A 22,758-nucleotide genomic window follows, 5' to 3' on the forward strand; every position below is an offset into this window, starting at 1 on the left:
ACCCCTTAAACGGCCTCATGCCGGAGATTATCTGTACGATTCTGATCCATTTTCTCAAGAATGCTAACTGAGGTCAGCAGCCCTTGCCTTTCACTCAACATTAGCTGCTCGAGCATAAGTTTATTTTGCAATGAAATCTGCTTAGCCAAATCTTTAAGCAATGGAACAGAACTCGCGGCCAAATTAATTTCCTTGCGCCAACCGTCCTCATCTGAACCATATGTACGTTCTATTTCTTTTTGCAACAAAGACATCTTTGACTCACCTTGCGTTCCATCTCGGGCTGCCAACATTTGAATTTGAGGATCTAAGCAAACTTGAAGCCTTAGGTTTTTAGCCATCACCCGAGCTTGCGCATCAAGACCGGCTCGCTCTCCGTACTGATTCAGTGTGGTTTTAATAAGCTCTTGGCTGCCAACATATGCAGTATCACCAGCCATAATATTTTTGCTCTCTCTGAGCTTATCGAGCTCAGCCTTATCAACAATGTTATGTTTACTTAGCGCCAACGTTGGATTAATGCTTTCCTTGGGTATTTCACCATACCTGCCTTGTATTTGCTGTAACGTAGCACGACCAGCGCCAGCACTTGATGTCATAATCCTGTTAGAAACTGATACAGACTCCTGAACAGCGTGGACGGTAGCTCTATTCTGAGCCTGGGTAGACTCTTTGCCAATAAGATCACTAGCACACTCATCTGGTGCTGGTTTCGTGTCTTGTTTAACTCGATTATTTTCAGCGTCAGTTATAACAGTGCCTAACACGTCCGTCATGCCACCAATGGCAATCGTTACCTTCTCGCTAGTTTTATCAAAAATCGCTCCAAAATCGCCAGCCAACACCTTCCCGAAAGTATCAAAAATAGGCTTTATTGCAGAGGTGATACCGCTCATTAGCTTATTTGCCAAGTCATCCATCCATCCGGCAAAAGCAGTCCTTGGTAACAACAGCCCAGCCCCGGCAATAGCTGCAATTAATGCCGCCTTGTTCACTTTGCGTCCATCCACCTCAACCTCATCGGCGTCAATGGCATGTAACTGTGCAATCAACGCTTCCTTTTGAGCCGTTGTACGCGCCTCATCTATATTACCTTTACAAGCTTTGGCAATTCTGCCCAAAAAACCTGGTCTCGCCATTAACTCACCCCCGACTTGCTTGATTTTTGCATGGCAAATAAGCGAATAGACTCCAAAGCCTCTATGCTCTTGAGGATCACAAGTCTTTCACGTTGCTGCAGCTGCAGATAGCGTAAGTAGTTTCCAAATGCCTTAAGCTTATTCAGTTCAATTGCCAATGGAACTTCATGTGTTAGTGACTTTATTAAGTCTCTGTATTGTTGGCTCTCGGCGCCATAAGTACGTTCAACCTCATCAAAAAGAAGTGTATTTGAACTCGTTTTCTTGTCCAACGTAGCCATATGTGAAGCTATCGTCTTTGTTAAAGGAAGCTGCGCGGCAAGAAGTGTTGTCATCACTCGTACTGAGTGACCAGCCTTAGTTGCCTCATCAAATTTATCGCTTGTTGCGTACTTCATTAATGACCCAGCGCCATTATTGACACTAAATCCGACCATTGACTCCGCAGCCATTGTGGCATTGACATACTCGGCACCAGAAAGAACATGATATGGGTTCAATAACAATGCAATGCTCGCAGCATTTGCATCAAAAACACCTGTAAGTTGTTGTGTTATGCTACTTCCAGCTCCCCCTGAAGGGAAAGATGCTTGATAGGATGCAAATTTTTTAAGCCTCTCACTGAGGTATGATTGTTGATCGCTATTTGCCTTAATAGCTTGATGTCGCATTCCCTCGCTTATACCGACACCAATTTCAGAACCAGCTTTCTTTGCACCCAACTGCCTGCTTGCAACTTGCCCAGAAATACAATTAGAAGGGGAGGGCTGTGTTCTACGCTGAGTGTCACTATCGCTCTTCTTGCCAATAACTTTCCCGATCATATCGGATGCGCTACCGATAGAAATCACGGTTTTATCGTTGGATGAGGTTCCACCATCCTCGAAAATGCTAGTTACATCCTTCATTGCTGCATCAAAAACCTGGCCTGAAAGCTCACCTATGGCGTCTCCAATTGCAGTGAACCAGTCAGTAGGGGGCATAGGTGGGAAAGTAACGTCTGGCCAAGACTCACCCCAAATAGAGGAATCCCATTTCACTGGTGAACCTGGTAGTGTACTCATTATTGCGTTGCCTCATGCCGTAAACTATCTCTTCGTCCAGTTTCAATCTCATTAAGGCCTATGATCCCCTCTAGCTGGTTAAGGCGCTCCTGCGACTCCAAAAGCAAAAGATTAAGCCTAGATTCATAGGCTGTTTGCTCAAGGAGCTCTTGCATCAATCCTGTGAAGCCTGTTTGTGTATCCATAGCATTGTGCCAATTTTGATTTAGCCATCGTCTCTCAACCTCGAATCGACGGAGATCATGCAAGCTAATTCCATGCAGCTCGCCGCCCATATCATGACTTAAAATAATTCTTTCACCAGTATCTTCAGGCAGTGATTTCACACACTCTTTATAAAGCTCCTTACTACGAATCCTATTCATTTGAGCTATATGCAAAGCCTCATAGACAACTGCAATTTTACTGATCAAAGCAAGCTGATCTTCTTGTTTGGCTAACGGGAATAAACCATATAGTTCAACTAGCTGAAAATAAATATGAAACTTAGCAGAATCCATTTCTTCCAAGCCTTTGTAACCTTCATCCATCAATAGTGATGATAGATCTAAATCTCGCGCTATAGCATTAGATGCGGTACGTTGACGTAAGACGGAATGGAATGACGTTATATTTGGTTTAATGTCTTCAAACTTCACTTTATTCAGTTCTTCCAAATAAGCAGTCGTATCAGTGGCAAGTTGCTCGCGAACACCCTTTTCAGCCACCATTTCTGCATGAAAAAAACCCCCAGTGAATGGCCTCGCCAATACTGCTGGCATGCTTTCAAGCTTCTGCCTATGCAATTCTGCATCTTGGATGGACTTTGCTACCATATCAGTCATAGAACCAATAGCTGCTGCAGTCTTATCTGCATTTTTGACACCATTGGCCTTGACTGATTTTGACCAGTCTTTAATTGCTCCTTCTGCTAGATGTACAAATCGCCTAGCGTAATATTCAGCAATCTTAGCGATCCCCTTTTCCAATGCTTTTCTTACAATGTCTTGAAGAGACGCAGCCTGTGCAGGCCTTGCATCAAGAAAAGAGGCAACCACAAAAGAGCCTATGACACCATAGTAAATACATGAGCGCCGACTGATTGGATTAGTAAATTTCATCACGAGGGTGTCTTCTGGATGCTGATCATGGATGTTTGAGTCAAACGCTCGACCATCTCCTTACAACGTCCACATGCTGCAAGGAATGCAGCTAACGTAGTGTGGTACATGTCGGTAACTGCCTCCGCCCCCTCTGCTGCTGACATAGTGCGAACTGAATCAGGTCCATGCTGCCTTATCGACTTCTCAGCAGCGGTTTGCCAAACGGAGGCTAAAATTCTCGATGATTTATCAAATGATGACATCATGAACATGCGAAATTGTTCTTCAGGAACCTTAACTTGGTGCTCCAAAATCGTATTTTCTAAAATATGTGCCACCCCAGCCTGGGTCAGCTCAAGCGCAATATCAATCCCCTGCTCAACAGTCATGCCCATAGGGTATTCCATCACAAGCGGCACCATACGCAATAGCGCATCGGTCTCTGATGTGAACAATTGATATTCGAAATTATTTGCATCCCACTGTTCATCCTCTTCCAGGATGCTCATGATCTCTGGATATCCATGGAATGTTTTGGCAAGAGAATTCAAAAATGGCTGATTGCGTTTATCCTCATCAACTAAGGTGGCTGAAGCAGTTCGCGTAGCCACACTCATTACTGAACAGCCAAAGCGCACTAACGCATCAGAATCCAGTACGGGATGCCTACTGAGATAGATATCCGTCAAAGCGCAGCTAGCAGAAAACAACTTTCTAACAGACCAGCGGTTAACCCAGGAATCTGTATCAACGCCAGCACCATCAAGATCGTTCAGCAAAGCATTCATTAACTTCATCGCCGATTTGACGTAGTTGGCAACAGCCATATTTATATCTTTTTCATAACTCAGACTTTGCACATTACCATGACGAATAGCGGCCTGAATGATGGGTAAAAGTGACTTAAAGGCTGTCATCCATCTATTGAGATCAAAACCGACACTATCAAGATGCTCCTGCTCTGCACGGTCTAATGCACTCTGCCGCTGAGCTTGCTTGACCTCTTGTGCCAATGAACTAAACAGTTCACCCATAAATTTACCCCCAACGAACTTTAAATCGTGTTCGCGTTTTTCGACCGTACACCTTCTGCTGTGACCTCCATGGCAGCCGTTAAGCTGTTCAGGACGGATGGCAGGACATCAATTACGCAATTCGGGATCAGCTCACAATTAAATATTTCTTGCATAAAACACATGTAGCCCATTTTATGAAAATCGAGGACGGTCCCCGATTGGGACTTAAGGTAGTTCAACCAGAGATCGCGAGTGCTAGTAAGATCAACAATGTTTTCAGGTGTGTACTCAGCACAGAGGAGAGTATCCCTCCAAACAGAAGTCATTAAGACTAATGCCTCTGAACCCGAGTGGCACTTCACGTCATCTGAAATCACGACCCCATCATCTGTCGCCACCTGGGTGCAAATGAAAGCTTCACGTCCTAGTGTCATGTGACTTTTGATGTCTGCAATCCCGAACGCATAACTACGAATGATCGTCTCATTCATAAGTGAGTCTATCGGAAAGGTTTCACCATCCATGACATAGTAATCCGTGTCAATGTCGTTAAGTTGCAATGCGCAACGGATTGCGGGGATCAACAATTGATCCGGTGTTAAAACACAAAAATCCATAGCATGCCTCACGATGTTTTTATAGATACATTTAAGCAAAGAAGACTAGCTTTATCTAGCATTATGGTTGGGTAATCGTATCAAAAGCAGAACTAGGCAAGGGACTCACCTAGATTTTGAATGGTGAAGTCGTTATCATCATGTTGGGCAAAAATGTTTTTGGAGAACATATATGCAATCTCCGTTAGCAGAGATCTCAGGTCAGGCAAACACGGGCGGATTAGGGGGTAAGGTAGTCATGACGCAGACCCAGTCTGGGCCCAGTAACGTCGGCTCACAGATCGATAGCAACATAAAACGCCGCCGTTATCACATCGAGCGGCTGTCACAATGGATTTCACGCCTCCTAAGTGTCAACAGCGGACGTTGGCAAGCGATCAATGGATTTGAACGTGTGTTTTTTTGTGATCGCTCCATTAGTCGAGCTTTTGCTTATGCAGAGGATGACTTAAAAAACCCAGGGATACTCTTTCCATCTGAATTGAACTGGCTTGCGGAAATGGAGTGGCTGAAAATTGCTTATGAGGACAATGCTGAACATGGTACTTGCTGTTTGTGCATGTTCTACCTTGACGGGACGCCTTTTGCGATGGCATTTCATCTTGACAACCTAATTTATCAAAGACTTTGTGATATTAATCCTAACTATCTGACGCTAGGAGTGCGCGATAATCCGGATGCATCTCACTTAGTTCCGATAGAGCGGGGATTAATCCACACAGCTGCAGCAATCAACCGAAGTTAAAGGAGAACTACCATGCGTATTTTATGTAGTCTCGATGGCGGTGAAGTTGATGATCTGAGCCAGGCTCTTGTGGATAAAAGTCACCCATTGCATTTTAAGGACGAGAACCAAGTCAAGCTTCAGAAAGATTTTTTAGTTATGGCTAGAAATGAGTTCTGCACGATCAAAGGACAAGGCGGCTTAGCCGTCAACACGGAACGGATGACTGAACACTATGGTATCAATACCGAATCAGTCCGCAAATACCGGGAGCAGGTAGATCATCTTTTTTCATCGACAGCGAAGGGGACACTAAGTGACGAAGATGCTCGCAAGGCCATTCAAATGATCGGCTTTAGCGAAAGCGACTTCCTGGATCAGTTGAACAATGCAATTGCTCAAGACCAAAACAGTCAGCAGCTTCGCATAAAAACTGAAATGGATGCCTTCGGCATACCAAAACCAAAAATGTGAACTCTCGTATCGCACTCACAAAAAAGGCCCCATCGCAATGGGGCCTTTTTACATCAACAAACTATCCCTGGACTGTTTTCATTAGGTCAATCAGAAGCTCTGGTGTCATGAGAACAGACTTATCCGTACTGGTGAGGCGAACTTTTGCACGATCAACGTCAAGACCAGAGATAAAATACTCGACGCTTTCATATTCAATGATGGTCGAGTACAAGGACGCGGCCAAACCAAAATCTGGGGCATGAGCCAGAAAGTCTCGGGCATATTTATCCAGACCTAACGGATTAACAAGGCTCAAGGACATGACAACATTCAGTGACGTGGAGTCACTGCCATACCGCGAGCCTTCACCCTGATTGTAGCCTACGCTGTTACAACGCATCCCATACCGCTTCGCAAGCTCCTCAGCATAACGCCGCACCTCCTCTCTGATGCTCTTTATAGCCTCTTCGTCTAGATTTCGACGATAACCAATAGCAGAAGGAATACGCATAACCCCATCCTGTGGCAGTTCTTCACGGTACGTGAAAGAGTTAATGGGGAGGGGGTGTTTCTGGGCATAATCAGCCTTAGCGCCGCTGTGAGACCCTTGCTGTGTAAAACCTTGCGGAGTTGATGCTGCCTCATCCAACGATTCATGTTCTTGCACAATTTCCTCTTGAACTGTCATCGGGAATTGAAACAACTCAGCACCACCAACAGAGTATTCCAAAGCTTTTGGGTTCATATACAAATCCTCGTTAACTTGTTATGCCATCAGAGTCCATTTGCTGCAAAATATTTTCCAACAATGTTGTCGTTGTTTCTACCGACTTCGGAAGCAAGATTGATGATCCCGGATAGTCTGCAGAGCGACGTATGGCTTCATATGTTGATTTGGCACTGATTGAATATTTCTCTTCTCTTGCAACAGTTGCCGAATCGGATCTATCTAACTCCACGCAATTTTCAAGCGCTTTGTCTATTGCGACCATATTAGGAACAAAGTCTGATTCTGACAACCCTGTTTTTTCTAAAACACCAACCCAGGCCGCATCAAATTTACGTTGTCTATTTTCAATTGTGCGCTTTGCAACAGGTACATCTTCACCGTTTGCCCCAGTTGCCAAGATCATCTCATCATCGTCAATTTCATAGTCATCATCTTCATCATCGAAGGCAATGTCCTGTTCATCCGTGTATAACCGTTGGTTGATAGTATCAGCATTGCTCACGGCACTTGCTACGGGGGAGGGTGACCCTGTCAGCTGGCTGAAGCCTGCCTGCATCTTATCCCGATGAGCCTCACTGGCACTGATAACTGTTTGCCAAGCTTTTTTCATTGGAACAAGTTTTCCGCCCTCCCTTAGCACGATGCGTTCATTGAACTCGATGCAATCACGATTGCGATCATCAATGGAAAAAGGCTCTTTTGAGTTGATTATTCTCCTCAAGTTTGCAGTCAATCGCAAAGGAAGCTCTTTTAACCTGGCAATTTCTTTCTCATCCAACCTGCCAACCGGGGTAAAGTCATTTAACTGCAGCCCACGTAAAACAGGGACCAAATCTATGGGTTTTATGTCGTCCCATGTTTTACTGGACAATCCGAGTTTTACCAAAGCTTTTTCAAAAACATTTACTTTGGATTTACCCAACACAGAAAACATATCGCAATAAATACGATAATCCTTGTGGAGGATAATAACCTCACCCTCAACCATTGCAGTAAAATCATGCAAGGTAAGGAGGTCTTCTTCTTTAATGCTAATTCTATTCTCCACTTGGCGACTTATTACTGGATCATAGTCGTGATCTAAACCATCCATGGCTGCAACCTGCTTCTTACCACCTCGCTTTGTAAACATTTCTAAGGTATCATCAACGTCTTCAATACGACCGGCAATTTTGGTTACCGCATTCGCAGCTGTCGTTTTAATTTCATGATATATCTTATCACTGACAATCTTTACAGCGTTAATGTCTTGGAGCGCAATGAATGCGGCAAAACCAAGGCCGCGAGCCTGCGCGAAAATAGGTGCAAAAGCAAATTCAACGGCATAATAAGCAGCCTCATCAAAAATTGCGGCATAAGGTGAATAGCATGAACTAAAGCGCTTCGCTAGCAACTTATGACTCTCACCCTCCAGCTGATAGCCAGTGCCCATTGACATCATATCTTTTGTCGCAGTAATAACTACGCGCCCTAATGACTGCAAAGCTGATGCTGACTTTTCCAATGCAGGCAAAAGAGTAACCAATGACCTGCGTGATGTAACAACATCCCTCATATTAATATGACCATACACGCAGTTAAATATATGACCATAATCCCCCTTAATCATATTAAGGACAGGGATGATTTGCATTGTAATGAAACCAAACTGTTCGTAAACCTGTGGATTTTGCTTCAATGATTGGCCTGATTTAATTACCTCAAATGCAGGTCCATCCATGCCTGGCAATGTCCGAACAAAGTTGGTTGTTGATGCTTTTATTTCATCTGGGATGTTTTTGTTACCAACAATATCTTTCCCTACTCTCTCCAACTCCATATACTCAACGTATGAGCGAATTGAAAATTGTAAGCGCCCCATGTCCCGTAAGTATGTGAGAGGGCGCGTCAGGCCGCCGATATAGTCATCGGCCCGCTTAGACCATATATCACCATCACCAGATAGCAATGACTTCATAAGCTCTGCTATTGACGATTCAGTGGAATCCATGAACTGATTGAATCTATTTGAGATTAGCTGCTCATCCGGTTCCCACATTACGAGGCCACCACGGATGTAGTTGACCAGCAGTAGATCGTTGACCCTCATAAAACGGTACGCAAGACTGAACAGCTTAACCGGCAAGTTAAGATCAGCCTTGCCGTCAATTAATATAAAACCACTTCCATATATATAAAAATTTGCACAAATACCGGCAATAGATTCAGTTTTACCGCCACCAGTGGTTGCCGCATAAAAATGGTGTTGCCGCAATACGTTATCGGTAGACCAAACCTGTTTTTTTCTGACTGTATCGAAACCAAAGTAGTGAATGCCTTTTGGTTCTCCAGCACCTTTTTCAGGAGTGGTCAAATCAACCTCATGCGCATCCTTGGCTATCCCAAATCCCTTTGGAACATACATTGGCAGCTCTACTGGCTTTCTGTACCGGTAGATCATTATAGGCGTCAAGATAACAAGGTTGAAGTAAACGAGCAGAGGTACAAAAAAACCCGCAATGTACGAAACAAGCGCAACTTGCGGGAGGTTCTCATGCATTATGAACTCGGCAATAAGTTCAAATGGTGTTTTAATGTCTCGTGTTGTTCGCGTCTTTTTAACTATCGCTTCATCAGAGACACCATATATCTTCCTGGCCATTATTAGTCCTTATGGGGATAGGTAATTATTGGTCAATTGAAAATTATGTCCTTGATGGCATCATTAGAGCCACCATTCATGATATCTGACCCAGTAGAACCCTTCCCTGTGACTGGCTTGATGGCCTTGTTGATAGTGTCTTCAATCTCTCCTTTTATCGCGCTACTCGCTGATTCACGGATGCCATTTTCTGACTTTCCGATCGTATCCTCAAATATTTCATCCTTTCCATATCCACACAATTCAAAATCAGGTATTCCGATTTTATCTAATAAATCCCCCCAGAAATCAGAAACAAAAATATCACTAAACGGATTGCATTTATCAAACATGCTCGGCGCTCTTTCCATCGCTACGCTTTTGTAGCGCTTCTCCCATTCTTCACTTCTGGAAGGGCACGATTCTTTACCACCAGAATCAACTAAAGTGGCGTGAGCAATGCTTGGCATTTGACAAAGCAATGCTGTGAGTAAAAATACTTTTCGGTTTATTACTGCCATGGTGAATCACTCTCCTCATAAGGGTCAGGCTCGACGCCAATGTCATTTGACATTGTTGCATCCTGATTGGTCGGCGGGGCCAGTGTGATTTTATTCGTTGTCAACTCCAGCATGTGCCTAATTTCAGACAATCGCTCAACACCAAAAATGTCCGAAACCATTTGGTGACGAAGCATCATGATAAAACGCATCAAATACCGTAAGACGTAGATCCCGTTAGGGGCAGGTTGGTCCTCGAGCAATGTTGCAATTGAAGATGTGTCGCTTTCACTCATTGCCTTTAACAGCATTGTGAATCTATGTGCGTTCATGTGAAGCAGTGCCTGCAAGCGTAAGGCTGGATCAATGCCGTTGAAGCGAGCAAGCCCCTCATCTTCTCGTAGGAGCCCAGAAAGCACGTTAATCCTGATTTGTGGAGCATCTTCACCATCTACAACCCAGTCTTCAAGTTCGACCATGGCCTGTAAGACAGCATCACTATTTGGAGTGATCGAATCTCGAAATTTCTCCACATCATCATTAGTTATCATCAGCTCTCACCATTTCAGTGTAATTGTTTTAAGATACTATAAAAGCAAAACCCACTCAACGTCGCCAAGGATCAACAAAGAGGTCTATATGGGCAATCAACAGTTCGCCATGTCATGGCATAAGATACGGGCTTGGAGCCGACTTGTACGGCCAGTCATGTGCTTAAGCGTGTTATTACTTACGTCAAGCGCCACATTCGCTGCCGGGAAATCACCTACGCTGCCTAACGGCAATGAGATGCCCATAGTGATGCCGGATGGCACAGTCACAGACTCGGGGATGAAGCAAATCCCAGGGTTTTGGCAAGGGCCAGGCAATGACGACCTTATGGTCAGGATGCTCCAGATGTCACTGGGCGACCCGGTGGCCAAAGCGTCTCGATATTTAGCGACACCTCTCCCTGGATCAGAAGGCCCAGTAGGGTCGATGACTGTAATGGCTGAGGTCTTAGCTGTTGCGCCATCAATAGCGTTAGCAGTGGGGGGGATTCTTGGGCTCTATTTCATTTTTGGTGGGTTACTCAATACTGGTCGAGATGGCGAGTTTCTAGGGCAGAAATGGGATTCATGGTACACCCCATTTAGAGTAGGAATTTCAACTGCATCAATATTGCCAGCCCCTGGATTTGGTGGTCTCGCCAACATACAAGTTGTGGTATTAGCATTGAGCTTACTGGGGATTGGTATGGGATCAGCCCTTTGGCTATATAGTGCTGAGAAGCTACTCACCACTCCAATCATCATTCCCCAGCCTGCATCTATCGGCTCTTTGGCGGCTGACACATTGAAGGCACAAGTCTGTGCTGCAATTGAAAACCGAAATCTAACCGGTAAGGCTACAGTGCCACCCACAACTGGCACTGGAGGGGCGACGGTTTCATCTGGCTATTATAACAATCCGGTGATTACAACCAAGGTGGAAAGTGTTTTACGTATCGGATCGTGCGGTACAGTATCATTCCCCGTTCCGTTTAAAGGCTCTGAATCAGAATTCAGCTTTTTCCAAAACAGCACCGAAGTGTTCCAAAACGTGATGAAGCAGATGGGGCCCGCTCAACGTGATGCTTATGTAGCACTGTACGGGACCTTAGCTGGGTTAGTACCAACGATCGTCGATGACAACAAGACCCTTGACCAAAAAAGAGCTCTTTCGAGCAAGTATGCTGCTGCTGTAAATACTTACAATAATGCGCTACTGCAAAGCGGTCGTGATGTGATCAAAAACACTGACATTGCCAAATCAAATGAAGCCTTATTAAAGGATGTCAAAAAACTTGGCTTTGCAATGGCTGGATCTTTCTTCTACGTGTTGCAGGCACACCAAGACCAAATCTATGGTGGAATCGAACAATCTCGCCCCCAACTCTCACTAACGACTGAACGTTTTTTAGCGACCAGAGCAGCCACAATGGATGGCGCAGAAAATGAGTTTTCGCGAAGCATGCAGGCTTTAGACAAAATGCTCAGCGACTATGCAGTATATGAGGCACCTCAGGACTCTTTGGAGCGTGTCCAGGAGGTGGCATCAAATAACGCAGGAGAATGGGAGTTAAGCCAAGCACTTTCATTTGTTTCTGCCAAACTGGCAGAAATCACTACCGGGGCCGGTACGGTTGGGACCAACAACAGTGATGACATGCCAGACCCCTTAATGGAAATCAAACATTTAGGTAACAGACTTCAGGCTGCCTATTTAGCAGGCGTTGTGATCCAGGCTGCACTCACGAGTAAAGATGGGGAAAGATCATGGATGGACAACATGGTCAGCAAACTTCCAATTGGATTCCTAACTAGAACGGTAAGTGCGGTAGTTGACACCGTGTTTGGGTCAATTCTCCCCTACATATTTCTGTTTGGCTTTTTGCTTTCAAACATTGTCCCTGCCATTCCATTCATTATGTACTCAATGGCCATCATGGGTTACCTCATTTACCTATATGAGGCTTACTTTGCCGCACCATTTTGGGTTGCAATGCATGGCACTCCTGAGGGTCATAGCATCACAGGGCAAGGGGCATCTGGTTACCCGATCTTGTTAACCTTGGTGCTTAGGCCGGTGTTAATCGTTGTAGGTCTGTTATTTGCAATGACCATCGTCCGTATCATGGGCTGGTTCCTCAAACAAACAGTTTTTGGCACTGTAGAGATCATTAACGTTGGCGGGTTCAACGTAACATCGGTTCTGGGGCATTTAGCTGTCTATGCAGCGTTAATGGCTGCAATTATCAGTAAGTCCTATGCACTCACGTATGAGCTGCCAAACGCCATCTTAAAGTGGATGGGTGTGGGTACACACCATGCCGATCTCGGCGAAGGGGAAGGGCAGAGATCGACAATGATGATCGCAGGTAAGCTGACGCAGGGTATGAACCGGACAGTGCGTCCTGAGGCGATTAAAACGCCTGGTGCTCCGGGGGATAATGGAGCTCCTACACCACCGAAAACACCAGGTGGAATTACCTGATAAAAAAAAGACAACCTGCGATGCAGGTTGTCTTTTTTATTCCCAGTCTAGAATCATACTTTTCGCATCAACATTCTATATTCAGAACCTTGAGGCATTTTGACGCAACCATCTGAACCAATATGCATTAGCATGTGAGACATGACCGCCTGGAAAAAATTGTCATCATTTGGTTTCAGCATACCAGTTTCATAGTTAAAAAAATTGCAATTGTTAGCATCCACTCCAATATCCGCGATTGGATACACCCCTTTAAATCCGGCCATGTCTTGCGGCTCAATATTTTTAAAGAAGTTGAATGTGCTAGCAATTTCCTGAATCACTCTAACATTAGGCCAAATTTGTGAATCCTTGGAGTAAAAGCCATCACTAAAACCTTGATTAGCTAGATAACGCAAAGTATTTAGCTTTGTGCTTTCTAATAAAGACTCCCCAAGCTTATTTGCATAAACTGCTGCCTCCTCGATACAACCGTCATCGTTAACAGAAAACAAACGACTGGTCACATTTAAAACGCGGCTACTTTTATTAATAAGCGATTCAGGATCCAGTGATTTAATTTGTTCTATATCGATTCCATTAGCCTGCATTAAATGGCGGCTAAATAACACGCGATTATGTGATGAAAGCACTTCTCGATGTGCAAGGAAAAAAGCCAAAATTGCTTTTAAGTTATACTCTCGAATCATATCTATCGTGATCCGATTTTGAGCATCTCGCGTTCTGGTGAAATGCTGAAAACTTTGTTGGCACATCAATGCGCACATTTTAATGATCTTTGCCTTGGCATTCTCTTCCAGGCTTGCGCTCTCGCAATGCATAGAGCGATCGACAGATGCCAAGCCAGTGTACATACCGTGCTTTTCATTAACTTGGCCAGCCAAGTTGTTGACATGCTCTTGCCAAGCGACCAAGTCTGCTGAAAGACGATTATACTGCGCTGACAACTGACTCAAATGCGCATTTTGAACATGCGGACGCATGGATTCTGCGCCTTCAATAAAACCATCCCAGCCACTCATTTGAGCCACCCCTTCACAGTCAGATAATCATTTTCTATCATCTTTTCTTTTTCAAGTGTAGATGTGCCATTCAAATCCAGCTCACCAGTCATTGGTAAATCATGAATTATATTTGGATAATCACCAGCAATCATCAATCCATCAATAATACCAAATAAAAAATTAGACTGATTGTAATCTGAATCCTTTAAAGAAAACCCGACATGAGCGCGATCATTATAATTAAAAAACGTCCACTTCAGGTTCGAGCTATTAGCTCCGATATAATCGTAAAACTCACTGGATTTTAGATAAGTAGGAATGTACCGCTGAAGCAACCGTGCAAGCTGCTCAGATTTAAAACGAAGCCCTGAGCTTCCATTAAACAACTCTGAACCCGAACTTGATCTTATTTCACGTGATAGTTTCAGCGCCGCATCGAAATGGGTCATACTTCCATCAATTTGATAGCTAATGGACTTAATATGGTCGTCCATTGTCTTATGCATAACTAAAGCGCTACGAAGACGTTCTCCAGCTTGTTCTGGCGTCTCAAAACCATTCACATATCGTGACGAGTCAACACCCAACTGATTCAAAAGCAATGTAATGACTTTCGTTGTCACGTTGTTGTTGTATGCGACGATAAATGACGCCAACGCCATCACGTTGTATTCGCGGCAATGGCCGAGTGTCATACCATCAAAATTGGGCTTTTCTTGTTTTGTTTTGTAAAATCCCAGGGCGAGCCCGTATCTCCACATGATCATTGCCGACTCTTTACGTACATTGTGTAAAGTCCGGAGCCATAGCGGCTGTGATATATCAGCACTCTTAGCAATGGAATGCTCCATCGCGAATGCATTTTTTTGCCAGATCTTCAGTTCAGCACTCAGGTCTTTTGAACTAGCCTCGAGCTTTCGCATGTCATTTGCCATGCTAACTGACGCGTTGGAGAGCTGAGTTGCTTCATTGCGATAGTTGTAGTTATTCACTAGCATCCTCCATTATCTATGAGCCTAACACCACAATTACGCTTATATACTACTATTTTAACTCGAACGCCAGTTATATCCGTGTTAATCATTGTAAAAAATGGCAAATTCATCATGCCAAAAATTGCAAATTGGTTTTGCCATCAGTAGACTGGCATTGTAATGAGCCAATAACCAAAGGTACTGATATGAGCGCTCCAGCCCCAACATCTAATGACCTGATCCAGTTGTTCTTAAATAAACGTCGCCTTGCCAAAGCACTTAAAAGTTATGGCGATCCGGCCATCATGGATCACATCACATCCAACCTGGCGAGCATTGAAGCAGAGGTTCGTGAGCATTTCGAAGAGCAAGTAAAAGCTGAAAAAGAGCAACAGGCTCGACTCGAACAAGCTCGCAATGAATTCAATGAACTGCTCAAAAAGACAGGGGTCTCTGTTGAAGAGCTCACTGGTGTAGCAGCTCCAGCGATGACTCAAAAAAATAAGTCCTCTCGCATCCGTAAAAAAGTTGATCCCGCCCAATGTCGTTATGTATTTACCAATGAACGAGGCGAAAAAGAAGGGTGGAATGGTGGTGCTGGCCGTAAACCTCAGTGGGTCAGCAAGATCCAGAATGAAGGTGGGAGCATTGAAGATTATCTGAATCCCAACTTTGAAAAATAAAGCGGTTTTAGTCTAACTATGAAACTCACACCGGTTGATTTGGACATCAAAGCAGCCAACATCAGGGGGGCATGTGAACGCCCCCTGATGGAGTTGTGTTTTTCTGGTGAGCTAGATCAGTTCCATGAAGATCTTCATGCAGTTCTTAATCATCATGTGCTTTACGAGGTGCAATCAGATCTAAATAAATCAAAAAATTTGAAAAATGACGGCTCAGAACTATTTGACGTGGTTGCAAGAAAGTTTAATGTCAATTTTTTGGGTCAGGATTTTCTATCTCAACCTCAACCAACAGAATCGTTGCTGGAAAATGAACTGACGCCAAAAATTAAAGCCCCTGGACCGAAGTAATGATCTACCCATCGGATTTATTTAACGCTGAAGCACCTGCCGGTTCTGCCTTCCATGATTTTCAAAAATTCTTTCAGCCCTCTCAATTGTACAAGCCAATTCTACAGCGTGAGTTACCGCTAACCGTGGAGATGCTCCCCGCTCTGATGTGCAATCCGAATGTGGTTAGCGAGCTGGGTAAAAGGTATAGGACCATAATGCCTTGGTCCGTAATGTGTAGATTTATACAGCTCGGAGGCATTGATGCATTACTTGCCAATGCAAGCATTGCAGATCCAGCCTTACGATCTCTACTCCACGAACCTGAACACTTGGTGCTGTATCACAAAAACGCTCAAGACAAGCAGCTGGGGATAGACTTGCGACTACCGGAACGTTCACCTATCGAGGCGGCGAAACTCTGCCACCACCTACAGGTTAGGGTTCCTAATTGGGAGCCGCTCATCAAAGCAGACCCCCTGGCAGCAGCCATCTATTTTGATGGAGTTAGTTAACAACTGAAGGGGAGGGGAGGGGATAGATAAAAACTACTTTTTAGATTGTCCAGCACCACGAACCCAGTACCGAATACCAGCAACATCCACATGTACAAAATTCTGTTTCAGATAAAAACCGACCCCGCCCCCCTGAAAAGCCGCAAATAGCCGACCTATAAATTCAACTGGGATGCCCTTGATGTACCCATCAACCGCTTGTCCTTTTAAGTGTGCGGAGTTCTTGGCCGCCCCCTCGAGGCGATCATTGTGAGCCTTTGTCCGGTAACCGCTAGTAATGACAAAAGGAGTATCAATACCGTAGTTCAGGCTTAACCACCCCATGCCACCGCGAAGAAGATTCAACAATCTTATGTCAATATCGTGAGCCTCGTTGAAACGAACATCACGCATCAACTGGCAAATTTCTTGATAACCATGCTTGTCAAGCTCGCCATCTCGCCAGTAGCAAGCCGTCACCTCATCACCACTATCTGGGCGATGCAGCTTGAGTGTCCGGGGCATTGTCCAAAAAGCCTCAGCCTCAGATTTGCTGGCATAGTTTTTGGGGAGCGCAAAGCCTGACGCAGCGGTCAATGGTGTAGAGATAGACGCCATGGCCCCTAAGCCAAGGCATATGCTCTTATTCAAGAACTCACGCCGCTGCATGTACGCGCCACATTTCTGTCACGAAAGAATCATGAGTCGCCCATTCCGGTCCGATCATCATCCCCGCCAACGCTCGTCCAAGATCGCGGTCAAAGATAATGTGGCTAACTTGGCCAGACTCATTAGTGCCTACATGTAGAGCGTTGCCCACCAGCTTTTTCTGCCCAGAAGATATCGTAACCACATTTCCAATTACATTGACCAGCATTGGCAACTCCAAAAATTCCAATTCCACACGGCGTGGTGTATTGTTAATTTAATACCAATTAAACACAAAACGCAAGATTGCACACAAACACCCAACACAGGAGTCAATCTCATGCATGAAAAAAATAACGGTTTATCATTACTAGAGGAATTAGAGGTCGAGCTTAAAATTGCCAAATCAAGTAACAAGCCTCGCAACATTCCAGTTCAAGTGACCCGTTACCTGAATGATGGCCCAAACACTGTCACGTTGGGGATCAATCTTTTACTTACTCCAGCCAAAGAAATCCAAGCCTCTTTATCTCCTCGACAGCCATCATCATCGACTGAAAAAATGCGTACAGAACTATCAGAACGTTTCTTAGACGGACCCAAACAAGTGCGACCTGGTGGCGTACTTGTATTTGAACAATGCATAGAGACTTCAGATGGGGCTTTAAGTGCCAACTGGGCCACCAGCCTGTTCAGCAGTGCTGATATGGGCAATATCATTATCGACTTTGCAACAGTCAAACTTTACGAGACGAACGAAAACAGGACAAAGCCTGTACGCGAGGTCTATTGGCTTGACACTCGAAATTCTCGATTAGTTGATGGCCTAGCAGCCTTAGAACAGACAATCGCAGAATTTCTCACCACAACAGCTCAGTGCCCCATTACAACACCTGGATTTGTGATCAGAGCTTTTGATCAAGATAGCAACGCTCTTGCCATCGAGTGGCGTCAACAGCTGGCTCCAAGCGATGGCAATGACTATATCTTCGAATCAGTCAATTCCACGCTGACCCGATTTTGGCAGAGTGAACAAGGCAAAATAGTGCAACGCGTACTGGCATCACCAGATGGCCTTTATCAACTTGAAGTAATCAGATCCGGGATTGGGTACTTCACAAAAGAAAGCAATGAGCACCTGTTCGACACTCAAGGAAAAATCAGACTGCTAACTACGGGTGGGCATGAACATCAAGCCTCTCTGTTGCGCAAAACTTACGGACAGCACAGCAGCGGACTTTTTTGCAAAAGCATCATTGGCATCCGCCAATCTCCCAATAAAAACCGGTTCTATCACTACGCAAAACCTGTCGCATACCACGACCCATTTTATCGTCTGGAACACATCCCAACAGACCACTTCCATCCTTCCTCGCTGAAGGAACTGTACCCACTAGGGAACGATTGATATCAAGGACTAAGCATGAGTAATCCAATTACTGATTTCACAGGCTCGGTGGTTAACCTGTGGGTCAATATGTCTCAACCAGTGCAAGCAGTGACAGTGTTATTAGGATCGGCGTTTGTGATTAACTTGGTCCGAGTGCTTTTATCTCGAACACGCCATAGCAGTCGTCACAAATATCGGATCAATCAGTCGAAAACAGTGTTGAAAAAAATCCACCAGCTGGATACATGGCAACAACAGATCGCGTACCTGCGCAAGATCAACGCCTATACCTTCGAAGAAGTGATCCTTACCGCGCTCGATGCCCAGGGGGTCAAAGTCAAGCGCAATAAGCGGTACTCAAATGACGGAGGTATTGATGGCCGCGCATACTTAGACGGTATCCCAATGCTGATCCAAGCAAAACGCTATCAAAACTTTGTCAGCACAGAACACATCCGAGACTTTGTTGAATTGTGCCAGAAACAACATTGCGTTGGATTGTTCATTCACACAGGTCGCACACCAAAAGCTGCTTTCGAGGCAATTCATGGCAGCACGGTACAGATCATCAGCGGACCAAAATTGTCGGAATTACTTACAGTTCCTCATATGGTTCAAACTGGGGTCCGCCATGACGTGCAGCAACAAGTAGTTAAAGGGAATTAGGGCAATGACCAGTTCACGATGCTTCGATGAGAGTTTTCTGAATGATCGATTGGCTAAGCAGCGACGCTGGAATGAGGCAGGGCTCACCAGCGGCTCAGGAAAGCCATTCGAGATCAGAGTGGTGGGCAAGCCTATTCAGATGGACCAAGCACTGTCTAATGGCACTGTAGCGCGAACTAGCGACACAGCCAAAGCAAGACGCCGTTGTTCCAAAAATAAAAAAATCACCAACAAAGAACGGTCCCCTCATCGTAGGGAGCTTGACCGGCTAGATAAAGACCCGGCAAACCAGGCCACTGAACATTATCAGCAAACTCTGCTCTTCTGGCTTCTTGAGGTGCATCACCCAGAGCTGTATCGACTCACATCGGCAGTACCAATGGGGGAGTATCGGTCACTGGCAGCAGCAGGCAGAGTCCGGGCTGAGGGAGGGAAAAGTAGCTACCCAGACATAACCCATGACAGAGCTCGGGGGATCTATCATGGGTTGAAGATAGAAATGAAACGTCCAGAAACAACTACTCAGAAACATGGCACAGCCACGACCGGACAAGTTGCGTACTTGGACCTCCTGACGAGCGAAGGCTACTACTGCCCCATCTGTTACAGTGCTCTTGATGCGTTAACTGTGATACTTCAGTACCAGGAACTGAAAGAGGGGGAGGTGATGCCCGAACGTTGCGCAGAATTCGGCATGATTGATTAACAAAAAAAGCCACCTAACTGATCAGCTAGGTGGCTCATTCATGTTGAAGACCAACTACAAACTGTCTACGTCAACTTCTGAGTCCACATCGATCCCTGACTCAGCGTAACGGACATCTCCAGCCTTAGACACCTGCCATCCCCACCAAGCGGCTTGAATGACGCTAAATTTGTAATCGTCATCATTACCTCGCGCGAGCAGTTGCTCTGGCTCAGCAAGCAGAGCATACGCTGACCGTAAAACTGCCGTTTCAAATTGCTCTCGTTGATGAACCACAATACATCTCCATTACTTAAACAGCGTTTGGCTGGACACCATAGCTAGTAGGGGTCAAAACCATGTTGCTGAGCAATCACTTCATCCTGCATTGCAGCGATCACAGCTTCACGCTCTGCTTTTGGCAAGCGCAAGAAGTCGGTGACTTGGGTTGCCAAAACTTCGTCTCCTTCGGCACGCTCACCACACTTCGGGCATTTCCAGTACGGTTCCCACACTACATTCACTGATTCCACTGAGTACATCCCCTTACTTAGGCTGTTTTTGTCTGGGTTTCCCGAAGCACCTCAACTTTATCAATCCAGTCATCTCCGCCAGGGAAAGTCCAGGAACGACGTCCCTTCACAATCTCGACGGTGCCAGCGCAGATCGGGTCAACGTAGTGCCCGGCAATGTCGGTCTTCTCTAGGTACTCATTGGCCCAATTTTCAGCATTTTTCTTTGTTGCAAACCCCATACTCTTCCCTTAACTAATCTTCGTGACAGATTTGGCCCAAGAAGTGCCATTGATCACCATGGATGTGATGAAGTAGAAATTCCGGTGCTTGTTGATAATCACCTCTTCATGACCATCAACTTCTATCACTTCTTTGACAGTGATGGTCTGGCTGTCCCTTTTAGACTTTCCGATAATCTGAATCTTGTCCCCGTTGGCTAGCTGGCCTTCTGCTGTCAACTGCATGATCCTTCCCTTAATTCTTTTTCTTAAGGGCTTTTCGCCCATCACTATAGCCGTCTTGATAAGCCTCAGTTTCCAATGATGGCTTTTTACCGGCTAACGCATGTTCCCAACCCAACTGATAATGTTCATCATCAACATGAGTAGGTTGCTCTTGGGTTTTGCCATTACGCTTAAGCCGCCAGCAGCAGATAACAATCACTGAAACGACCACAAAAAAAACAATCCATTCCTGCGCCATTATTTTTTACTCACTCAATTGTTCATGGGGGACCGCAAAGCCAGCGTGGACAGCATGATCCTTAACTATCAGGCGGACGTTAGCATTTTGTATCACAACTTCAGCTAGGTCTTTGTCCAGAAAGTCAGCTGTTTTTGTACTTTTAACTTCTACATTTTCCATGATTTACTCCTCCAAATCAGCCCACTGCAGTGGTGCTTTTTATGTACTCACGCAGCCAAAGACTCATCGGCCTTGAGATAATCACAGGGGCGAACAATCCCATCCAGTCCCCAGTCAATCCAGATGCGCCACTGCTTGGCCAAGTGCCCCATCAAACAACGAACCACTTCAAAAATTACAGATTGCCCCATAATCTCGTGCGCTACAGTCTGTGAACGTCCGCGCACAATATCGGTAGGGATAGTTTTGATTCTTGCGTGCTCTACAGCTGAAAATTTGCGTGCAAACCCAACAAGCGAACGGTCTGGATGCAACAGGTAAGGCTCACCGCTGCGGACCTTTGAATAACCTTTGCAGATGGTCGGTACTGAAGTAACTTCAGGTCCAACAAGAACAGCTTCGAAGTGCGAACCTTTTTTCTTGTCACGCTCTTCTTTTTTAAGCAAGTAGCCAACATCGAGGAAGTGTTCCTCACCAAGATCTTCAAGCACCTCAGCCAAACTCGCAGGCATAGCACGTTCGCCAGCTACAAATGCCAAATTGGGCTCTGGCATTCCTTCACTCACAGCCACACAGAAGAAGCGGTCCCTGCATTCAAGGGCACCGAAGTCATTGCCATTCAAAATCCGCTCGGAGAGCACATAGCCGCGACTACGCAGCGTGTTGCGGATAATCGACATAGTTGGGCTGGTGCGCATTTGTGGGACATTTTCGATAAGGATCATTGCTGGGTTAGATGCGAGAGCTCCATTCAAAAAATAAAACAGCATATGACCAACATCCTGATGATCCTCAGCATTGATCATCGGAGTCTTTGCGCGCCCGGCAAGGCTTATAGCTGTACATGGCAAACCGACAATCAGCAATTCACATTTGGGGACATTTGCTCCAGCAGGATTGAAATTTTCGATCGATCCTTCAAAAATCAGGGAGTCATCTCGCCATAGTTCCGGGTTGTTTTGTAACGACGAGTCAAGGTATCTACCATCGAGCTCAAACGCCATCCGCACATAGGAAGCAATCTTGTGCTTGGCCATCCCATAATGAGCAGCTAAATCCATGACTCCACCGCCATGGAATTGGCTCATGACTCGCATCGGCTCACCATTGGAAATGCGGCTCCGGAATCGTGTAAGACGTTCCAGCAAGTCTTTTGCCACTCTGGCGATTGAGATCGTGATCCTTGTTCCCGTAATCACGACGCGAATAGGATTGTTCGCAAAAACATCCCGAAATTCCTGGGTCGCGATCTCGAGTAACGGCAGGTAAGTATCGTCTGTTCCACGCACTTTCCTGCGGCTAACAGAACCTTGTTTTACATGATGGGATGTATTGATGGGGACCCCGTCAGCATGGACAGTCACCACAAAACTATCTATCTCTCTGTCGTGCCGCATGACGTACTTCATGCAGGGATGAATACCTTCACGCAGCAGTTTATAGCCTTCAATCCAGATACGAGGAACAGTGTTTTTGTTTGTACCTAACTTGGTGTTGATTGTGGTTGTCATTCTGCGCTCCTTGACTATAGATGCAGCATAC

General features: G+C 45.3%; 27 protein-coding genes. 9 read left to right on the plus strand and 18 right to left on the minus strand.

Annotated features, from left to right (window positions below):
- Positions 1 to 5: 5 nt before the first annotated feature.
- The 5 genes from AAHA41_RS08060 to AAHA41_RS08080 are packed head-to-tail and all read right to left on the minus strand — an operon-like array spanning position 6 to position 4,918.
- A complete protein-coding gene (locus AAHA41_RS08060; RefSeq protein WP_136502132.1) occupies positions 6 to 1,139 on the minus strand; it encodes a hypothetical protein in 1,134 nt (377 codons plus the stop codon).
- The gene (locus tag AAHA41_RS08065; RefSeq protein ID WP_136502133.1) at positions 1,139 to 2,179 is read right to left on the minus strand and encodes a hypothetical protein; all 1,041 of its coding nucleotides are present in this window, start codon (positions 2,177 to 2,179) and stop codon (positions 1,139 to 1,141) included. The genes AAHA41_RS08060 and AAHA41_RS08065 overlap by 1 nt, the downstream gene beginning before the upstream one ends.
- Positions 2,180 to 2,202: 23 nt before the next feature.
- Positions 2,203 to 3,306, minus strand: coding sequence for a hypothetical protein (locus AAHA41_RS08070; RefSeq protein WP_136502134.1), 1,104 nt, complete (start codon positions 3,304 to 3,306; stop codon positions 2,203 to 2,205).
- A complete protein-coding gene (locus tag AAHA41_RS08075; protein ID WP_136502135.1) occupies positions 3,303 to 4,319 on the minus strand; it encodes a hypothetical protein in 1,017 nt (338 codons plus the stop codon). Before AAHA41_RS08075 ends, AAHA41_RS08070 begins: the two co-directional genes overlap by 4 nt.
- A 20-nt stretch (positions 4,320 to 4,339) precedes the next feature.
- Complete coding sequence (locus AAHA41_RS08080; protein ID WP_136502136.1) at positions 4,340 to 4,918, minus strand: hypothetical protein; 579 nt, start codon at positions 4,916 to 4,918, stop codon at positions 4,340 to 4,342.
- 238 nt (positions 4,919 to 5,156) lie between these two features.
- Between AAHA41_RS08080 and AAHA41_RS08085 the strand changes: the two genes are divergently transcribed.
- Positions 5,157 to 5,663 carry a hypothetical protein gene (locus AAHA41_RS08085; protein WP_136502137.1) on the plus strand — a complete coding sequence of 169 codons (507 nt, stop codon included), beginning with the start codon at positions 5,157 to 5,159 and terminating at the stop codon, positions 5,661 to 5,663.
- Between the two features lie 12 nt (positions 5,664 to 5,675).
- Positions 5,676 to 6,116: a hypothetical protein gene (locus AAHA41_RS08090; RefSeq protein ID WP_136502138.1), complete on the plus strand. Its 441-nt coding sequence runs from the start codon at positions 5,676 to 5,678 to the stop codon at positions 6,114 to 6,116.
- A gap of 61 nt (positions 6,117 to 6,177) precedes the next feature.
- Here AAHA41_RS08090 and AAHA41_RS08095 read toward each other — a convergent pair whose 3' ends face one another.
- Genes AAHA41_RS08095 through AAHA41_RS08110 form a run of 4 tightly spaced genes read right to left on the minus strand, consistent with a single transcriptional unit; the run spans position 6,178 to position 10,499 of the window.
- Positions 6,178 to 6,843, minus strand: a complete 666-nt coding sequence (locus tag AAHA41_RS08095; RefSeq protein ID WP_136502139.1) for a hypothetical protein — start codon at positions 6,841 to 6,843, stop codon at positions 6,178 to 6,180.
- 13 nt (positions 6,844 to 6,856) lie between these two features.
- Positions 6,857 to 9,469 (minus strand): TraM recognition domain-containing protein, encoded by a 2,613-nt coding sequence (locus AAHA41_RS08100; protein WP_136502140.1) that lies wholly within the window; start codon positions 9,467 to 9,469, stop codon positions 6,857 to 6,859.
- A gap of 32 nt (positions 9,470 to 9,501) precedes the next feature.
- Positions 9,502 to 9,969, minus strand: a complete 468-nt coding sequence (locus AAHA41_RS08105; RefSeq protein ID WP_136502141.1) for a hypothetical protein — start codon at positions 9,967 to 9,969, stop codon at positions 9,502 to 9,504.
- Positions 9,960 to 10,499, minus strand: a complete 540-nt coding sequence (locus AAHA41_RS08110; protein WP_168797167.1) for a hypothetical protein — start codon at positions 10,497 to 10,499, stop codon at positions 9,960 to 9,962. The genes AAHA41_RS08105 and AAHA41_RS08110 overlap by 10 nt, the downstream gene beginning before the upstream one ends.
- A gap of 346 nt (positions 10,500 to 10,845) precedes the next feature.
- Here AAHA41_RS08110 and AAHA41_RS08115 point away from each other — a divergent pair, with 346 nt between their 5' ends.
- Entirely contained in the window at positions 10,846 to 12,963 is a 2,118-nt protein-coding gene (locus AAHA41_RS08115) for a DotA/TraY family protein (protein ID WP_168797168.1), read from the plus strand.
- Between the two features lie 53 nt (positions 12,964 to 13,016).
- On the opposite strand, the gene AAHA41_RS08120 is transcribed toward AAHA41_RS08115, so the two are convergent.
- Positions 13,017 to 13,985 (minus strand): hypothetical protein, encoded by a 969-nt coding sequence (locus tag AAHA41_RS08120; protein ID WP_136502144.1) that lies wholly within the window; start codon positions 13,983 to 13,985, stop codon positions 13,017 to 13,019.
- Positions 13,982 to 14,959 (minus strand): hypothetical protein, encoded by a 978-nt coding sequence (locus tag AAHA41_RS08125; protein WP_323070923.1) that lies wholly within the window; start codon positions 14,957 to 14,959, stop codon positions 13,982 to 13,984. The genes AAHA41_RS08120 and AAHA41_RS08125 overlap by 4 nt, the downstream gene beginning before the upstream one ends.
- A gap of 188 nt (positions 14,960 to 15,147) precedes the next feature.
- Here AAHA41_RS08125 and AAHA41_RS08130 point away from each other — a divergent pair, with 188 nt between their 5' ends.
- Genes AAHA41_RS08130 through AAHA41_RS08140 form a run of 3 tightly spaced genes read left to right on the plus strand, consistent with a single transcriptional unit; the run spans position 15,148 to position 16,469 of the window.
- Entirely contained in the window at positions 15,148 to 15,624 is a 477-nt protein-coding gene (locus tag AAHA41_RS08130; RefSeq protein ID WP_323070922.1) for an H-NS family nucleoid-associated regulatory protein, read from the plus strand.
- A gap of 18 nt (positions 15,625 to 15,642) precedes the next feature.
- Entirely contained in the window at positions 15,643 to 15,975 is a 333-nt protein-coding gene (locus AAHA41_RS08135) for a hypothetical protein (protein ID WP_323070921.1), read from the plus strand.
- Positions 15,975 to 16,469: a hypothetical protein gene (locus tag AAHA41_RS08140; RefSeq protein WP_136502148.1), complete on the plus strand. Its 495-nt coding sequence runs from the start codon at positions 15,975 to 15,977 to the stop codon at positions 16,467 to 16,469. The genes AAHA41_RS08135 and AAHA41_RS08140 overlap by 1 nt, the downstream gene beginning before the upstream one ends.
- 33 nt (positions 16,470 to 16,502) lie before the next feature.
- On the opposite strand, the gene AAHA41_RS08145 is transcribed toward AAHA41_RS08140, so the two are convergent.
- Both AAHA41_RS08145 and AAHA41_RS08150 read right to left on the minus strand, forming a co-directional pair.
- On the minus strand, positions 16,503 to 17,066 hold the full coding sequence (locus tag AAHA41_RS08145; protein WP_205660712.1) for a DUF882 domain-containing protein: 564 nt from the start codon (positions 17,064 to 17,066) through the stop codon (positions 16,503 to 16,505).
- A 37-nt stretch (positions 17,067 to 17,103) separates the two neighbouring features.
- Positions 17,104 to 17,325, minus strand: a complete 222-nt coding sequence (locus AAHA41_RS08150; RefSeq protein WP_136502150.1) for a hypothetical protein — start codon at positions 17,323 to 17,325, stop codon at positions 17,104 to 17,106.
- Between the two features lie 111 nt (positions 17,326 to 17,436).
- Here AAHA41_RS08150 and AAHA41_RS08155 point away from each other — a divergent pair, with 111 nt between their 5' ends.
- The 3 genes from AAHA41_RS08155 to AAHA41_RS08165 are packed head-to-tail and all read left to right on the plus strand — an operon-like array spanning position 17,437 to position 19,858.
- A complete protein-coding gene (locus AAHA41_RS08155; RefSeq protein ID WP_136502151.1) occupies positions 17,437 to 18,504 on the plus strand; it encodes a hypothetical protein in 1,068 nt (355 codons plus the stop codon).
- 15 nt (positions 18,505 to 18,519) lie between these two features.
- A complete protein-coding gene (locus AAHA41_RS08160; RefSeq protein ID WP_323070919.1) occupies positions 18,520 to 19,152 on the plus strand; it encodes a restriction endonuclease in 633 nt (210 codons plus the stop codon).
- A gap of 4 nt (positions 19,153 to 19,156) precedes the next feature.
- Positions 19,157 to 19,858 (plus strand): hypothetical protein, encoded by a 702-nt coding sequence (locus AAHA41_RS08165; RefSeq protein ID WP_136502153.1) that lies wholly within the window; start codon positions 19,157 to 19,159, stop codon positions 19,856 to 19,858.
- A gap of 529 nt (positions 19,859 to 20,387) precedes the next feature.
- Here AAHA41_RS08165 and AAHA41_RS08170 read toward each other — a convergent pair.
- The 5 genes from AAHA41_RS08170 to AAHA41_RS08190 are packed head-to-tail and all read right to left on the minus strand — an operon-like array spanning position 20,388 to position 22,727.
- Entirely contained in the window at positions 20,388 to 20,591 is a 204-nt protein-coding gene (locus AAHA41_RS08170; RefSeq protein WP_323070918.1) for a hypothetical protein, read from the minus strand.
- Positions 20,592 to 20,600: 9 nt separating this feature from the next.
- Positions 20,601 to 20,816, minus strand: coding sequence for a hypothetical protein (locus AAHA41_RS08175; RefSeq protein WP_323070917.1), 216 nt, complete (start codon positions 20,814 to 20,816; stop codon positions 20,601 to 20,603).
- A gap of 10 nt (positions 20,817 to 20,826) precedes the next feature.
- Positions 20,827 to 21,054 (minus strand): hypothetical protein, encoded by a 228-nt coding sequence (locus AAHA41_RS08180; RefSeq protein ID WP_323070916.1) that lies wholly within the window; start codon positions 21,052 to 21,054, stop codon positions 20,827 to 20,829.
- A gap of 6 nt (positions 21,055 to 21,060) precedes the next feature.
- Entirely contained in the window at positions 21,061 to 21,216 is a 156-nt protein-coding gene (locus AAHA41_RS08185) for a hypothetical protein (protein ID WP_168797169.1), read from the minus strand.
- 47 nt (positions 21,217 to 21,263) lie between these two features.
- Positions 21,264 to 22,727 (minus strand): DNA cytosine methyltransferase, encoded by a 1,464-nt coding sequence (locus AAHA41_RS08190; RefSeq protein ID WP_136502157.1) that lies wholly within the window; start codon positions 22,725 to 22,727, stop codon positions 21,264 to 21,266.
- Positions 22,728 to 22,758 lie beyond the last annotated feature (31 nt).

Source organism: Aeromonas sp. SER, assembly GCF_038739615.1.
In the GTDB taxonomy this organism is placed as follows: Bacteria; Pseudomonadota; Gammaproteobacteria; order Enterobacterales; family Aeromonadaceae; genus Aeromonas; species Aeromonas jandaei.